We start from the raw sequence: 15,905 nt of genomic DNA on the forward strand, positions 1-15,905 counted from the left end.
CCGGTGGGCAGGTCCAGGAACAACCGGCGCAGGTCGGCCGCCGTCGAGGCCGTGGTGGAAACGGTCGACGGCGGGCTCGCACAGCTCGTACCCGACCCGGACCGCGGCCGCGCCTGGACGCTGCTGATCGACGGTGCGCCCCAGTCGCACGTCGACCTGGACGATCCGGCGTACCTCTCCTTCGAGTACCAGCGCCGCATCGGCCACGTCATCGACCTCGTTGCCCCGCCCGGCAAGCCGGTGCAGGCGGTGCACCTCGGCGGCGGCGCCCTCACCCTCGCCCGGTACGTCGCGGCCACCCGCCCCCGCTCCACCCAGCAGGTCGTCGAGCGGGACGCGGCCCTCGTCCAACTGGTCCGCCGCGAGCTGCCGCTGGATCCGAACGCCCGGATCCGGGTGCGGACGGCGGACGCCCGCGAGGGGCTGGCCAAGGTGCCGGACGGCTGGGCCGACCTGGTCGTCGCCGATGTCTTCAGCGGCGCCCGGACCCCCGCCCACCTCACCTCCACCGAGTTCCTGGACGAGGTCCGCCGGGCGCTGAAGCCCTCCGGCGTCTACGCCGCCAACCTCGCCGACGGCCCGCCGCTCGCCCATCTGCGCGGCCAGATCGCCACCGCCGCCGCCCGCTTCCCGGAGCTCGCCCTGATCGCGGACCCGGCCGTGCTGCGCGGCAAGCGCTTCGGCAACGCCATCCTGGCCGCCTCCGACCTCCCGCTCCCGCTCCCCGAACTCACCCGCCGAGCCGCCTCCGACCCGCACCCCGCCCGCGTCGAACACGGCAGGCAGCTCCTCGACTTCACCGGCGGCGCCACCCCCGTGACGGACGAGGCGGCGGTGGCCTCCCCGGCCCCGCCGCCCTCGGTGTTCCGTTAGCCGCCCGGAAGTCCAAACCTCGGGACAGCAGCGGCAGATGGCGTTCGTACAGCTCCGCCTTCCCGGCCGTGGTGTTCGCCCGATGACGGTCCGCAGGGCGACGTCAGTACGTGCCCACCTCCACATGCGGCGGCCCGTCGTGCCAGGTGCAGAACACCGACACCCGGTCCGCGCCGCTGCTGAACTCCACCCGGATCCACGTCTGCGTCTTCCACACCTGCATCGACCAGCCGGTGCCCGGGGTCGCCGAGACGAGGGTCGCGCTCGATCTGCCCAGGTCGAAGACCGCCCGGCCGCCGTCGGTGTCGTAGGCCTTGACCTGGCCGGAGGCGGTGGCGGACCGCGTCGGGGTGGTGCCGCCGGGCGGTGTCCGGGAGGGGGTGGGGGTCGGTGATTCGGGTGATCCGCTCTTCGACGGGGACGGCCGTGTGCTCGGCGGAGCAGGCGGCTTCGAGCGCTGCGTGGTCGTGTCCGCCGCCGTGATCGGCAGGGCGCGCGGCGGGTCGTACGCCGTCCCGGCCATCACCGTGTGCACGCCCCACCACGACAGCGTGACCGCCGCGCCCGTAGCGAGCAGCCACGCCAGTACGTGTACGAGTCCTCTGCGCATGGCGGGCCATACTGCCTCAGGGGTACGGCCTGCGCACCAGGGGGTGTCTTCTGGATCATGCCGGCGACGCGGGGTCCCCGAGTTATCCACAGGCTCCGACCGGCCTCGGCCGTATGGCGTACGGTGCGGCGCATGGCAAGTGTGCTCGTGGTCGAGGACGACCAGTTCGTACGCTCGGCGCTCATCCGGCATCTGACCGACGCCTCGCACACCGTGCGCAGCGTCGGTACGGCACTGGAGGCGCTGCGCGAGGTCGCCCATCTCCGTTTCGACGTGGTCATCCTGGACCTCGGACTGCCCGACCTGGACGGCTCCGAGGCCCTGAAGATGCTGCGCGGCATCACCGACGTGCCCGTCATCATCGCCACCGCGCGGGACGACGAGGCGGAGATCGTCCGGCTGCTCAACGCCGGGGCGGACGACTACCTGACCAAGCCGTTCTCGGTCGAGCACCTGTCCGCGCGGATCGCGGCCGTGCTGCGGCGAGCACGCTCCGGCGGCGGGGAGGCCCCGCCCTCGCCCGTCATCCGGGTCGGCGGGCTGACCGTCGACCCGCTGCGCCGCCAGGCCGAACTGGACGGTGTCCGGCTCGACCTGACCCGCCGTGAGTTCGACCTGCTCGCCTTCCTCGCCGGCCGCCCCGGTGTCGTGGTGGCGCGCAAGGAACTCCTCGCCGAGGTCTGGCAGCAGTCCTACGGCGACGACCAGACCATCGACGTCCATCTGTCCTGGCTGCGCCGGAAGCTGGGGGAGACGGCCGCCCGGCCGCGCTATCTGCACACCCTGCGGGGCGTCGGCGTGAAGCTGGAGCCGCCCGTGCTCGCCGACGGGGAAGGGGAGCCGCCGCGATGAGATGGGCCCTGGTCAAGGTGTGCCTGGCGGTCACCACGATGGTCGTGGTCGCCTTCGCGGTGCCGCTCGGCCTCGTCGTCAAGGAGATGGCCCGCGACCGCGCCTTCTCCAACGCCGAGCGCGAGGCCGCCGCGGTCGCCCCCGCCCTGTCCATCACCACCGACCGGGACAAGCTGGAGCGGGTGGTGGCCTCCGCCGGCGCCGACTCCGGAATGGCCGTGCACCTGCCCGCCGCCGACGGCCGGGCCGCGCTCGACCTCGGCCGGCAGCGCGCCGCCCACCGCGACATCGAGGCCGTACGGAAGATGGGCCGCGCCTCCACCACCTCGGTCACCGGCGGCTCCACGCTGCTGCAGCCGGTCGCGCTCAGCTCCGGCGCGATCGCGGTCGTCGAGGTGTACGTCCCCGAGTCCGAGGTGGGCCACGGCGTCGGGACGGCCTGGACGGTGCTCGCCGGCGTCGGCCTCGCGCTGATCGTCGGCTCGGTCGCGGTCGCCGACCGGCTCGGGGTGCGCATGGTGCGGCCCGCGCAGCGGCTGGTCGAGAAGGCGCACGAACTGGGCGACGGCAAGCTGGGCGCCCGAGTGCCCGAGGAGGGCCCGAACGAACTGAGACTCGCGGCTGTCGCGTTCAACTCCATGGCCGACCAGGTCGTCCAGCTCATGGCGAACGAGCGCGAGCTGGCGGCCGACCTCTCGCACCGGCTGCGCACCCCGCTGACCGTGCTCCGGCTCAACGCGGCCTCCCTGGGCGGCGGTCCGGCCGCCGACCAGACCCGGGATGCCGTCGCCCAGCTGGAGCGGGAGGTCGACACCATCATCCGTACGGCCCGCGAGGCCAAGCCGCAGACCGCGGCCGCCGGCCCCGGCGCCGGGTGCGACGCGGCCGAAGTGGTCCGCGAACGCATGGAGTTCTGGTCCGCGCTCGCCGAGGACGAGGGCCGCAAGTGGCGGGTGGCCGGAGTGGAGCGGCCGGTGCGCATACCCGTGGCCCGCGCCGACCTGGCGGCCGCGCTGGACGCGCTGCTCGGCAACGTCTTCCGGCACACCTCCGAGGGCACCGCCTTCGCGGTCGACCTGCACAACGGCGAGGACGCGGTCATCGTCCTGGTCTCCGACGCGGGTCCCGGCATACCCGACCCCGAGGAGGCGATGGCCCGCGGCCGCGGCTCCGGCAGCGCGGGCTCGACCGGTCTCGGCCTCGACATCGTGCGCCGGCTCGCGGAGGCCACCGGCGGCGACGTCCGCATCGGCTCCTCGGTGCTGGGCGGCACCGAGGTGCGGATCTGGTTCCAGCTGGACGGGCGCAAGCCGGGGGGCAGGGGGCACCGGGGGGCAGTGCGGAGACGCCGATCGGGCAAATTGGTCTCGACCTTTAACCGTCCCCGATCCCTTCCTTAACGGCACCATAAGTTCCCCAACAGCCGCCCCTATCAAGCCGTTTGTCCGATTCCCGCTCGCTAGCGTGCTGCCGCACCTCTCCCCCGTGAACAGCGAAGGCAGGCACGCGCATGAGCACGCACCGGCGCAGGATCAGTGGCAGGAACAAGGCGATCGGCGGCCTGGTGGCAGCGGCCGTGGTCGGTGGCGGCGCGGTCCTGCTGACCGGCACGGCGAACGCGGCCGGCGTGAACGCCGCGTACACCAAGACCAGCGACTGGTCGACCGGCTACACCGCGCAGTACGTCGTCACCAACAACAGCGGCCAGGCGGAGAAGACCTGGACGCTGGAGTTCGACCTCCCCGCGGGCGCGAAGCTCGGCTCGCTGTGGAACGGCGAGTCGAGCGTGAGCGGGCAGCACGTCACCGTGAAGCCGGCCAAGTGGGACACCGAGGGCCTCGCGCCCGGCAAGTCGGTCACCGTCGGCTTCGTCGTCAACGGCGCCGCCGATCCCACCGGTTGTCGTATCGACAACACGAGCTGCTCCGCGGACGGCGGCGCGACCCCCGAGCCGAGCGGCCGACCGACCCAGACCCAGTCGCCGGCCCCGACCCCCACCCAGAGCGCGACTCCGACCCGGAGCGCCACCCCCACCCAGAGCGCGACGCCCACGCCGACCGGCAGCACCGGCAGCGGCACCACCGCCTCCGCCGGCTTCGCGCCCTACGTCGACACCTCCCTCTACCCGGCCTTCGACCTGCTCGCCGCGGCCGACGCGACCGGCGTGAAGAACTTCAACCTCGCCTTCATCACCGACGGCGGCGGCTGCACCCCCAAGTGGGGTGGCGTCACGGACGTCACCAGCGACGGCGTGGCCGCGCAGATCGGCTCCCTGCGCGCCAAGGGCGGTGACGTCCGGGTCTCCTTCGGCGGCGCCTCCGGCTCGGAACTGGCCACCACCTGCTCCTCCGCGGACGCGCTGGCCGCGGCCTACGGCAAGGTCGTCGACGCGTTCAAGCTGACCAAGGTCGACTTCGACGTCGAGGGCGGCGCGCTGCCCAACACGGCCGCCAACACCCGCCGCGCCCAGGCCATAGCCAAGCTCCAGGCCCAGCACCCGGGCCTGGACGTCTCCTACACCCTCCCGGTGATGCCCGAGGGCCTGACCCAGGACGGCGTGAACCTGCTCTCCAACGCCAAGTCCAACGGTGTGAAGATCGACACCGTCAACATCATGGCGATGGACTACGGCCCCTCCTACAGCGGCGACATGGGCACCTATGCCGAGCAGGCGGCGACCGCCACCCAGGCCCAGGTCAAGAGCGTGCTGGGGCTGTCCGACTCCGCTGCCTGGAAGGCGGTCGCGGTCACCCCGATGATCGGCGTCAACGACGTCTCCTCCGAGGTCTTCAAGGTCGACGACGCCACCCAGCTGGTGAACTTCGCCAAGTCCAAGGGCCTCGGCGGGCTGTCCATGTGGTCCGCGACCCGCGACAAGCAGTGCGACGGCGGCACCAAGCCCACCGCCGACGCGACGTGCAGCTCGATCACCCAGGACAAGTTCGCGTTCTCGAAGGCGTTCAGGGCGTACAACTAGTTGCGCGATGTGCTGATGCGTGCATAACGGGCCCGGCGGATCGTATTCGCCGGGCCCCGCCTCATTCATCCCTGCCGTTGCAACCCGGCCAATTCGAGTGGCAGTGGCGCGAATTGGGTCGCTATGATTCCCGAGCCGTTGTGCGCCGGCGGAGAATCGGGGGAGATCCATGGGGTCGATACGCACGCGTGTGGCAGCCCTGTTTCTGGCGGGGACAACCATATTCGCCCTGGTGGGCGCGGCGGGCTGCGATCAGCAGGATCCGTCCGTCTCCTTCACTCCGGATTTCGTGCCGGTGACCTTCACGCTCGACTCCGCGGGAAAGATCAGCGTTTCCGCGGGCAGGAACTTCGTGACACCGATCGGCACTTTCAGCGTGAACACCGGTGTTGAGCACCAGTTCGAAACCAGCCCTAAGGGATACCTCACCGCCGTCATCCGGTACATCGACAGAAAACTCGGACCGGTCGAATCCGGTTATCTGGTCCACACCGACCACAAGGTGGAACCGGCGCTCGACGGAGTCGCGCTGGCCCCGGCGAAAGGCATTCTCCGGGCCGACTTCACGCACCGGAAGTCCGGCGGAGAACTGAAGATCTCCGACACCCCGCAGAACACGCCGGTCCCCACCTCCTCGGCGTCCTCCTGCCCGGCCGGCGGGAGCGCTCCGGTCACCCTGCCGAAGGTGTCGGCCGGCGACTCCGTCGCGGACACGGTGGCCAAGCTGTCCGCCGTCTGCCTCTCGGTCCAGTACGCCACCGAGACGGCCGACCAGCCCGACGGCACGGTGACCCGAGTGGTGATTCCCACCGCGCCCGAGGGTTCCGTACAGCTGCCCCCGGCCGCCGCAGGGGATCCGGGCCCCGGTGACAAGGTCACCGCGAGCACCGAGCAGGCGGCCACGGTCTACGTCTCCGCACCCGCCGTCACCCCGAGCCCCTCGGCGAACGACGGCTCGCCCTCTCCGACCGGCACCTCCTCCCCGACGGACCCCCCCTCGCCGGAGGTCACGCCCGACGGCACCCCGGACGCCGTCCCCGCCGACACCACCGGTGTCCGCGCCGACGCGAGCGCGCCCGTCCGCTCGGCGCCGAGCCGCACGGGCGCACAGGTCGGCGGTGTCGCGGCCGGCAACGACTACCAGGCGCTGTGCGCCCAGCAGGGAGAGGAGGTCAGCGCCCACGGCAGGACGAGCGGAACCTGGCTCCGACTGACCCTGGACGACGGCACCACCGGCTGGGTCACGGCCACCGCCTTCGACGGCGACCCCGACACCCTCGTACCCACCTCCTGCTGACCTCGGAAGCTGCCTGCTCCCCGCCTCAGGCCGCTTCCTGCCCCTCCGGCCGGTGGTGATACTCGCCTCAGACGTGGGCCGTATGGTCGATTCGATCGGCGAGCATTTCACGGAGAGTCTCCGCTTCAGGGAAATTGAGTTCGTCGTAGATGGACAGTGCCGTGCGCCAGCAGTCGGCCGCTTGGCCGGACCGGCCCATTCTGTCGAATGCGCGGCCCAGGAGAGTCAGGACGCCGGCGCGACGCCACTCGCCCCCCGATCCGTTCAGCACCGCGAGTGACTGCTCCGCCGAGGAGGCTGCCAGTTCGGGGGATCCCACGGAGAGGTGGATCTCGGCCATACGGAAGAGAGTCATGCCCTCCCAGATCCGCTGTCTGCTGCTGCGGAACGTTTCGAGCGCCTGGCCGAGGAGATCGATCGCGGCAATCGTCTCGCCGGTGGCGGCCAGGGCGAGGCTCAGCGCATAGCGTCCGATGGCCCCCCGGAGGGCGTGGCCCATGGCGTCGTACATGTCCGTGGCCTGCCGGGCCAGGGACACCGCACTGTCGGGACGTCCGTTCAGCAGCCGCAGGCGTGAGAGGTTGCACAGCGCGGATGCCTCACCGGGCCGATCCAGACAGGCGCGGAAGCCCTTGATCGCGCGCGTGAGATGGGCCTCGCCGTCCTCGTACCGGTTCTGGTGCGTGGCGATCACTCCGCGGATGTCGGCCGCCCAGCAAGAGGTCAGGGGATCGGCCTCCGTGCTCAGCTCCGTCGCCCGCTCGGCGGCTTCGTCCGCGCGCTCGAAGTCGCCGGTCGTCACGCGGAGATGAGCCAGGGCGATCAGGACACGCGCCTCCGCGTGGCGATCGGATGCCTCGCGCGCGGCGTCGTACAGAGCCAGAGCCGTGGCCTCGTAGGCCCCGAGATGGGTCCCGGATTCGGCAAGATCCAGCGACACCCAGAGCGTGTCGACAGCGCGCCGGACGACATCCGGTCCGACGCACTGACGGGCGCATGCGAGCAGGGACACCGCCTCCGAGTACAGCCAGTCCAGTGCCTGTTGCCGATCACCGAATGCGAGCCCGGGGTACTCGGTGGCCTCGACATGATCCGCGAGCCGGTCCTTCGGCCGCTCGATCGCGTAGACGCCCGTCGCGGTCGCCAGATAGAAGTCCAGCAGCCGGGACATGGCGGTCTCCCGCTCGCTCGGCGGCTGCTCGTCCCGTTCCGCGCAGGCGCGTGCGTAGAGCCGGACCAGGTCGTGGTAGCGGTAGCGGCCGGGGGCGGTCGATTCCAGCAGGGACGTGTCGACCAGGGACTCCAGCAGGTCCTCTGCGTCGTCGACCCGGAGGCCGAGCACCGCCGCGGCGGCCGCCAGCGAGATGTCCGGGCCGTCGGCCAGGCCGAGGAGGCGGAAGGCGCGGGCCTGGGCCGGTTCCAGTTGGCCGTAGCCCAGTTCGAAGGTCGCCTTCACCGCCAGATCGCCGGCCCGCAACTCGTCCAGGCGGCGGTGTTCGTCCGCGAGTTTGGCCGCGAGGACGGAGACCGTCCAGGTGCGCCGGGCCGCCAGTCGGCACGCCGCGATACGGATGGCGAGGGGCAGGTAGCCGCACAGCGCCACGACGTCCAGGGCCGCCACGCGCTCGGACGCCACCCGCTCCTCGCCGACGATCTTCGTGAAGAGCGACAGAGCCTCGTCGGGGGACATCACGTCCAGGTCGACCAGCTGCGCCCCGGCCAGGTCCAGCATCCGGATCCTGGACGTCACCAGCGTCGCGCAGCCCTCCGAGCCGGGCAGCAGCGGCCGTACCTGGGCCGCGTCCCTCGCGTTGTCCAGCAGCACCAGCACACGCCGGCCACGCAGTACGGATCGGTACAGGGCCGTCCGCTCCTCGAGGGAGGCGGGTATGGCGGAGTCCGGTGTTCCCAAGGCCCGGAGGAAGGAGCCCAGAACGGCCTCCGGCTCTGCCGGACGTGCGCCGGCGCCCTGCAGGTCGACGTACAACTGGCCGTCCGGGAAGGCGGAACGCATCTGGTGGGCCACGTGGACGGCGAGGGTGGTCTTGCCCACGCCCCCGATGCCCCCGAGCGCTGATACGGCCATTACCCTGCCCTCCCCCGAGGCCAGCAACTCACCCAGCTCGGCCACGAACTGCGCCCGGCCGGTGAAGTCGAAGACGGTCGCCGGCAGTTGGGCCGGGCGCACCGGTACCCAAGCCGGCTCCGCCACCGACGGCGACGGCTCGGCCAGGGCCGGATCCGCCTGGAGGATGCGCTGCTGGAGGTCCCGCATCCCCGCCCGCGGGTCCACGCCCAGCTCCTCGGCCAGCAGGCGCCGCGTGTCCGCGTACACCGCGAGCGCCTCCGCCTGCCGGCCGCTGCGGTACAGCGCCAGCATGAGTAGTTCACGCGGTCGCTCCCGGAGCGGGTGCTCGGCCGTCAGGGCCGTCAGCTCCGAGACCGCCTCCGCGTGGCCGCCCTGCTCCAGGTCCATGTCCAGGCGGGACTCCAGCAACTGAAGCCGCCACTCCTCCAATCGGATCCGCTGGGCCTCGGCGTACGGGCCGGGTATGCCCGCCAGCGGTGTTCCGTCCCACAGGGTCAAGGCCCGGTTCAGCACGTCCCGCGCGTGGCACAGGTCCCCTGTGTTACGCGCCTTCTCTGCCTGGGTCGCCAACTCTTTCGCGACCGTGAGGTCGAGAGCGTCTTCCCGCGAAGGGCGGATCGCGTAGCCGCCCGACTCGCTCACCAGGACGTCGGAGCTCAGGGCCTTGCGCAATCTGGAGGCGTAGGTGCGCATCACGGCCAGCGCCTGCGACGGTGGCTCGGCGCCCCACAGGTCGTCGATCAGCTCCGCTGCGGTGGCCGTTTTGCCCTCGCGCAGCAGCAGGGCGGCGAGCAGGGCCCGCTGCTGGGGGGAGCCCACGGGCAGAGCTTCGGCTCCGCGCCAGGCGCGCACGGGGCCGAGAACGGCGAATCGCAGCTCCGCGCTGTCGACTGCCGTTCCATCCAACGCTGTTCGCCTCCCTGCACGTCAGGGTAACAACGAGTACGGAGTGGACGTATAGCGTTCGTATATCTCAACCTGAGACGCTGCGGAGGCAGCCTTCCGCGACTTGCCCAGTCCGGGTTCGGCTTGAGCGGGGGTTACCCAGGGGTGGCACCCTGGGCCCCTGCTCCATTGGCCGTTGTTTTGGCCCGCCCTGTGCGGAGCGTACCGCTATCGCAGTGTGCGCTGGGTCTTCGCACCCATGTCTTCTCCAACTCTGGCGTATGAACGCCGACTTGGGCTACGGTCATCTCACTCGCACATCACCGCAGTTGGGTTCATGTCCCCTGCCAAGGGACGCCTATGGCCTTCCTGCGCTGCGTGTCGAGACCGGACTGGGCATGTCGTCAGAGAGAAGAGCATTGCTATGCACGCGATGAGTCCCGCTGTGTGGCTCGCGGCCGGAGTCGTGGTGACTCTGGCCTATTTTGTATTGGTCGGCTATCTCGCCAGGGCGTTGAAGTCCACACAGCGCCTGCCTGTGGTGATCGCGGCCCTGACAGGGCTGATCGGTGCGCTGCCGGCCATCCTCTACGCGCTGTACTCCGCACTCAAAGTGATCGCGTAGAGCCCACCGGCCGGCTGTCCGCGCGGCTGCTGGGTGGTTCCTGTGAGTGTCGGCTCGGGTTCGGCATGTCCATGCCCATATAGTTCCGGCCGTATCGATTCGATCTTGGTTTGAATCTCGGGGGAGCTATGAAGTCCATCCGTCACACCCTTGTCACCGCCGTCCTGGCCTGCGCCGCACTTACCCTGACCGCCTGCCAGCCCACCGACACCACCGCCGAGGCCGACGGCACCGCGAGCCCTTCGGCCTCCGCGAGTCCTTCCGCCAAGGGCGGCGCCAAGGGGGACTGCCCGACCCTCGCCAAGGGCCACAAGTACGTCCTGGTCGAAAGCGTCTCCGGCGCCATGAACACCCTCACCACCAAGGACGCCGTGCAGCACTGCAGCTCCACCGAGGGCGCCTTCTACCAGGCGACCGGGAAGGAGCACGAGTACACCGTCGAGTCCGGCGACACCCCCGTCACGGTCCTCCATGTGAAGAAGAGCGGCCCGGCGAAGACGACCGCAGCGGGCGGCGGCCTCGAGCACATCCGCATCTGCGTCAACGGCACCGCGCAGGACACCGCCACGGCCAAGGCCGACACCAGCGACTGCTACGGCCAGAACTTCTTCGACGTGGCCGTGGGCAGCGACGGCAAGCTCACCGAGATGACCGAGCTGTACGGCTCCTGACCGGTGAGGCGCGGCACCCCCGGGAGGGGCGCCGCGCCTCTTCCCGCTAGTGGGCCTGCGCCGCCGGCAGCGCACCCGCCCGGGCCGCCTCGCCGTACCACCGCGCACTCGACTTCGGCGTCCGCTCCAGCGTCGCGTAGTCCACGTACACCGCCCCGAACCGCTTGTCGTAGCCGTACGCCCACTCGAAGTTGTCCAGCAGGGACCACAGGTAGTAGCCGCGCACGTCCGCGCCGTCGGTGAGGGCGCGGCGGACCGCCGAGAGGTGGCCGTGCAGGTAGGCGATGCGCTCGGGGTCGTGCACCCGGCCGTCCGGGTCGGGCTTGTCGTCGTAGGCCGCGCCGTTCTCCGTCACGTACAGCGGCAGGCCCGGCGCCTCCCGCGTGTACCGCATGATCAGCTCGTGCAGGCCCGTCGGGTCGATCGTCCAGCCCATCTCGGTGCGCTCGCCCGGGGTCTGGTGGAACAGCACGTCGTCGGCGGCCGGCCAGGGGGAGTGCTCGCTGGCGCCGTGGCCGTCCGCCCGCGGGCCCTGGATCTCGCCGGGGGCCGCCGAGACCAGGGTCGGCGTGTAGTAGTTCAGGCCGAGCGCGTCCAGCGGCACGTTGATCGCGCTGACGTCGCCGTCGAGGACGTACGACCAGTCGGTGACCGAGGCCGTCGAGGAGAACAGGGTCTCGGGGTAGGCCCCGTGCAGCATCGGGCCGTGGAAGATCCCGTTGGCCAGGTCGTCGATGCGGCGGGCCGCCGCCAGGTCGGCCGGGTCCTGCGAAAGGGGCCGTACCACGGAGGAGTTGAGGCTGATGGCGATCTGGTTGCGGGCCGGCATCACCGAGCGCAGGGCCGTCGCGCCCAGGCCGTGGGCCAGGTTGAGGTGGTGGGCCGCGCGCAGGGAGGCGGCCGGGTCGGTACGGCCCGGGGCGTGGACGCCGGAGCCGTAGCCCAGGAAGGCGCTGCACCAGGGCTCGTTGAGGGTGATCCAGTGCTCCACCCGGTCGCCCAGCGCCTCGCCGACGAGCTGCGCGTACTCGGCGAACCGGAACGCGGTGTCCCGCTCCGGCCAGCCGCCCGCGTCCTCCAGTTCCTGGGGCAGGTCCCAGTGGTAGAGCGTGAGCGCCGGCTTGATCCCGGCGGAGAGCAGCTCGTCCACCAGCCGTCGGTAGAAGTCCAGGCCCACCTGGATCGCCGGGCCCCGCCCGGTCGGCTGCACCCGGGACCAGGAGACGGAGAAGCGGTAGGCGTTCAGGCCCAGCTCCGCCATGAGCGCCACGTCCTCGCGGTAGCGGTGGTAGTGGTCGACGGCGATGTCGCCGGTCTCGCCGCCGGCCGTCCTGCCCGGCGTATGGCTGAAGGTGTCCCAGATCGAGGGGGTGCGGCCGTCCTCCCGTACCGCCCCCTCGATCTGGTACGCGGAGGTCGCGGCGCCCCAGAGGAAGGCGGGAGGAAAGGTCACGGACGTAACGGGTTCAGGCATGGAAGCGCTCCCATTGGGGTCGTGGAAGACCGACGATGTCAGTGGGGACGAGAGTGGGGAGAGGGCGGAGAGGAAGGAGGGGGCCGGGGCGGCGGTGGCCCGGCCCCCGCAGGAGGACGGTCAGCCCTTGATCGCGCCCTGCATGATCCCGCCCACGATCTGCTTGCCGAACAGCAGGAAGGCGATCAGCAGCGGCAGCGTGCCGAGCAGCGCCCCCGCCATGATCACCGCCTGGTCCGGGACATAGCCGGTGCCGAGCGAGTTCAGGGCCACCTGCACGGTCGGGTTCTGCTGGTTCAGGGCGATGATCGGCCACAGGAAGTCGTTCCACGCGAACACGAAGGTCAGCAGGCCGAGCACCGCCATCGCGGGCCGGGCCGCCGGAAACACCACGTGCCACACGACCCGGATGCTGCTCGCCCCGTCCACCCGGGCCGCCTCGATCAGCTCCGACGGCAGCGCCTGCACCAGGTACTGCCGCATGAAGAACGTGCCGAACGCGGTCACCAGGCTCGGCAGGATCACCGTCTGCAGCTGGTTGGACCAACCGAAGTCCGCCATCCACAGATACAGCGGTACGACGGCCAGCTGCGGCGGGATCATCATCGTGCCGATGGTCAGCAGCAACAGCAGACCGGAGAAGCGGAACCGCAGCTTGGCGAAGGCGAATCCGGCCAGCGTGGCGAACAGCACGGTGCTCACCGTGATCGTGCCCGCGACGAGTACCGAGTTGAACATCGCGGTGCCGAGGCCCGCCTGGTCCCAGGCCGCCTGCATGTTCTTGAACAGGTTGCCGCCGAACCACAGCGGCGGCGGGGTCTGGGCGAGGCGCCGGTCGGTGCGCGAGGCCGCGATCGCCGTCCACACCAGCGGGGCCAGCGAGACCAGCGCGAAGAAGGTCAGTACGACATACGTCACCGGGCCCGCGTGCAGCTGCTTGCCCGCGCCCATCACCCGGCGCCGCTTCACCTTCGCGGCGGGCAGAGTCACTTCACTGGTCGTCATTGGGACTTCCTCAGCCGTCGGGTGAGCAGCAGGTTGACCGCGGCGATGATCAGCAGGAGCAGGAACATCGACCAGGCGATCGCGGACGCCTTGCCGAGGTTGCCGATGATCCAGCCCTGGTCGTACATGTACAGGCCGAGCGTCTGGTACTGGTGCTCGGAGCCGCCCTTGGACCCGCTGACCCCGCCGAACAGCAGGACCTCACCGAAGAGCTGGGTCGCGCCGATGGTGGAGACGACGATCGTGAACAGGATTGTCGGCCGCAGCTGCGGGATCGTCACATGCCGGAACTGCTGCCAGCGGTTGGCGCCGTCGAGCGCCGCCGACTCGTACAGATCCGTCGGGATCGCCTGCATCGCGGCCAGATAGATCAGCGCGTTGTATCCGGTCCAGCGCCAGATCACGATCGTCGACACCGCGAACTGCGAACCCCAGTCCGACTCACGCCAGTTGACGGGATCGACCCCGACGAAGTGCAGGATCCAGTTGATCATGCCGCCGTCCCAGGAGTACAGCAGCGTGAACACCAGGGTCGCGGCGGCCACCGAGGTGGCGTACGGGGTCAGCATCACGACCCGCCACACGGTCGAGCCGCGCAGCCGGTAGTTCAGCAGGTGGGCGAGGCCGAGCGCGGCCAGCAGCTGCGGAACCGTCGAGATCAGACCGATGGTGAACGTGTTCTCCAGGGCGTTCCAGAAGAAGTCCGAGGACAACAGGTTCTTGTAGTTGTCCAGGCCCGCCCACGTCTGGTGGTCCAGCGCCGACAGCTGGACGTTGTGCAGCGAGTACCAGGCCGTGTAGAGCAGCGGGACCAGCGTGAAGGCCCCGAACAGGACGAAGAAGGGGGCGACGAACGCGTACGGCGACGCCTTCATGTCCCAGCGGTACAGCCGGCTGCGCCAGGAGTCGGCGCCCGCCGGCGCACCGCGACCGTGAGCGCCCCGGGCCGCGCCCGGCGAACTGCCGGACGCGGCCTCGGCGCTCGACGCGGGGTGCGCGAGGGCCTGCTTGGAGCTGGTCACTGGCCGAGCACGTCCTTGATCTCCTTGGACGCCGCGTCCCAGCCCTGCGCGGGCGACTTGCCCTTCTGCTCGACCTGGAGGATGCCGACGTCGCTGATCGCGTTGTCGATCGGCTTGTCCTTGGCGCCGAGGGGCTGCGCCGGGATGGTCTTCGCCGAGTCGGAGAAGATCTGGGTGAGCGGGGCTCCGGAGAAGTACGCGGTGGTGTCGGCGGCCGGCTTCAGGCTCGCGTACGCCGACGGGGTCGACGGGAAGCTCGCCTGCTTGGCGAAGACCTTGGCCTGCTGTTCGGGCGCGGTCAGCCACTTGGCCAGCTCGACGGCCTCCTTCTGGTGCCGGCTCGCCGTCGGCACCCCGAGGAAGGAGCCGCCCCAGTTGGACGCCGCCGGCGCCGCCGCCACGTCCCACTTGCCCTTGCCGGAGTCACCGGACTTCTGCTCGATGTAGCCGATCATCCAGGCCGGGCAGGCGAGGGAGGCGAAGGTGCCGTTGGCGAAGCCCTGGTCCCACGTCGGGTCGAACTGCTTCAGCTTCGCCGACATGGTGCTGGTCGCGACGCTCATGGCGGCGTCCCAGGCCTTCTTCACGCCCTCGGACTTGTCCCAGACGATGTTGCCGTCCTTGTCGTAGTACCGCTCGCTCGCGCCGCCCACGGCCGCGTTGTAGACGGAGGAGGCCGAGTCCACGAACTTGGTGCCCTTGGGTGCCTTCTTCATGTACCGCTTGCCGACGCCGACGTACTTGGACCAGTCGCCCTGCCACATCTCGGCGAGCTTGGTCCGGTCGGTGGGCAGCCCGGCCTTCTGGAACAGGTCCTTGCGGTAGCAGATGGCCATCGGGCCGATGTCGGTCCCGAGCCCGATGAGCTTGCCGTCCTTGGTGGTGGCCTGGGCGTTCTTCCAGTCCAGCCACTGGGACTTGTCGACGTCCTTGCCGAGGTCGACGAACTTGTTCCCCTGCGTCTGGACGGCCTCGGTGATGTTGCCGACCTCGATGGCCTGGATGTCGTCGGTGCCGGAGCCGGCCTGGAGGCGGGTGAGCACCTTCGGCCAGTACACGTCGGTACGGGTGGTGACGTTCTCCTTGATGTTGATGTTCGGATGGAGCTTCATGTACTCGTCGTAGAGGCCGGCCTGCTTGTAGCCGAAGACGCCGAAGGTCCCGATGGTCAGCGTGATCTTGCCCTTGCCACTGCCGTTGCCGCCGTCCGAGTTCGACGAGCCGTCGTCCGAGTCGTTGGCGCAGCCGGCCAACAGCCCTGTGGTCAGCGCGGCGACGGCCACGAAGGCCCCCAGCCTGCGGGACCGGCGGATGCTCGTGCGCATTGCGTCCTCCTGTTGCCTGACGTGCCGACCCCCCGGCCAACTGCATGGTTGGGCCCGTTTTACTCGCTGCGGCTCGGGCGGGGAACGTGCGGGACATGTATGTGTCAGGTACTGTGGGAGCGCTCCCACCAGTGATGTGTTGAAGAGTCGTCGGTTCGGGGCGGGGTGTCAAGGGAGCGGACGCGGAGGGATGCGTTCAG

The 15,905-nt window shown here is 70.4% G+C and carries 13 protein-coding genes; 7 read left to right on the forward strand and 6 right to left on the reverse strand.

Annotation, left to right across the window (positions count from 1 at the left end; translation table 11 throughout):
• The first annotated feature begins 3 nt into the window (after positions 1–3).
• The gene (locus ACWC5O_RS07265; RefSeq protein WP_450580483.1) at positions 4–873 is read left to right on the forward strand and encodes a spermidine synthase; all 870 of its coding nucleotides are present in this window, start codon (positions 4–6) and stop codon (positions 871–873) included.
• Positions 874–976: 103 nt separating this feature from the next.
• On the opposite strand, the gene ACWC5O_RS07270 is transcribed toward ACWC5O_RS07265, so the two are convergent.
• Positions 977–1,483, reverse strand: a complete 507-nt coding sequence (locus ACWC5O_RS07270; RefSeq protein WP_450580484.1) for a hypothetical protein — start codon at positions 1,481–1,483, stop codon at positions 977–979.
• 132 nt (positions 1,484–1,615) lie between these two features.
• Between ACWC5O_RS07270 and ACWC5O_RS07275 the strand changes: the two genes are divergently transcribed.
• From ACWC5O_RS07275 to ACWC5O_RS07290, 4 genes are all read left to right on the forward strand, one after another.
• Positions 1,616–2,335: a response regulator transcription factor gene (locus ACWC5O_RS07275; protein WP_386580184.1), complete on the forward strand. Its 720-nt coding sequence runs from the start codon at positions 1,616–1,618 to the stop codon at positions 2,333–2,335.
• Entirely contained in the window at positions 2,332–3,735 is a 1,404-nt protein-coding gene (locus ACWC5O_RS07280) for a sensor histidine kinase (RefSeq protein ID WP_450580485.1), read from the forward strand. The genes ACWC5O_RS07275 and ACWC5O_RS07280 overlap by 4 nt, the downstream gene beginning before the upstream one ends.
• Positions 3,736–3,845: 110 nt before the next feature.
• The gene (locus ACWC5O_RS07285; RefSeq protein WP_450580486.1) at positions 3,846–5,312 is read left to right on the forward strand and encodes a cellulose binding domain-containing protein; all 1,467 of its coding nucleotides are present in this window, start codon (positions 3,846–3,848) and stop codon (positions 5,310–5,312) included.
• A gap of 169 nt (positions 5,313–5,481) precedes the next feature.
• Complete coding sequence (locus ACWC5O_RS07290; protein WP_450580487.1) at positions 5,482–6,609, forward strand: hypothetical protein; 1,128 nt, start codon at positions 5,482–5,484, stop codon at positions 6,607–6,609.
• Between the two features lie 67 nt (positions 6,610–6,676).
• Here ACWC5O_RS07290 and ACWC5O_RS07295 read toward each other — a convergent pair whose 3' ends face one another.
• Positions 6,677–9,604 (reverse strand): BTAD domain-containing putative transcriptional regulator, encoded by a 2,928-nt coding sequence (locus tag ACWC5O_RS07295; protein ID WP_450580488.1) that lies wholly within the window; start codon positions 9,602–9,604, stop codon positions 6,677–6,679.
• Positions 9,605–10,016: 412 nt separating this feature from the next.
• Between ACWC5O_RS07295 and ACWC5O_RS07300 the strand changes: the two genes are divergently transcribed.
• Both ACWC5O_RS07300 and ACWC5O_RS07305 read left to right on the forward strand, forming a co-directional pair.
• Positions 10,017–10,208: a hypothetical protein gene (locus ACWC5O_RS07300; RefSeq protein WP_450780930.1), complete on the forward strand. Its 192-nt coding sequence runs from the start codon at positions 10,017–10,019 to the stop codon at positions 10,206–10,208.
• 128 nt (positions 10,209–10,336) lie between these two features.
• A complete protein-coding gene (locus tag ACWC5O_RS07305; RefSeq protein WP_450580490.1) occupies positions 10,337–10,879 on the forward strand; it encodes a hypothetical protein in 543 nt (180 codons plus the stop codon).
• Between the two features lie 46 nt (positions 10,880–10,925).
• Here ACWC5O_RS07305 and ACWC5O_RS07310 read toward each other — a convergent pair whose 3' ends face one another.
• The 4 genes from ACWC5O_RS07310 to ACWC5O_RS07325 form a co-directional block, all read right to left on the reverse strand.
• A complete protein-coding gene (locus ACWC5O_RS07310; protein ID WP_450580491.1) occupies positions 10,926–12,353 on the reverse strand; it encodes a GH1 family beta-glucosidase in 1,428 nt (475 codons plus the stop codon).
• Between the two features lie 120 nt (positions 12,354–12,473).
• On the reverse strand, positions 12,474–13,358 hold the full coding sequence (locus ACWC5O_RS07315; protein WP_450580492.1) for a carbohydrate ABC transporter permease: 885 nt from the start codon (positions 13,356–13,358) through the stop codon (positions 12,474–12,476).
• Positions 13,355–14,380: a carbohydrate ABC transporter permease gene (locus tag ACWC5O_RS07320; RefSeq protein WP_450580493.1), complete on the reverse strand. Its 1,026-nt coding sequence runs from the start codon at positions 14,378–14,380 to the stop codon at positions 13,355–13,357. Before ACWC5O_RS07320 ends, ACWC5O_RS07315 begins: the two co-directional genes overlap by 4 nt.
• Positions 14,377–15,705: an ABC transporter substrate-binding protein gene (locus tag ACWC5O_RS07325; protein WP_450580494.1), complete on the reverse strand. Its 1,329-nt coding sequence runs from the start codon at positions 15,703–15,705 to the stop codon at positions 14,377–14,379. Before ACWC5O_RS07325 ends, ACWC5O_RS07320 begins: the two co-directional genes overlap by 4 nt.
• Positions 15,706–15,905 lie beyond the last annotated feature (200 nt).

Source organism: Streptomyces sp. NPDC001450, from assembly GCF_053597295.1.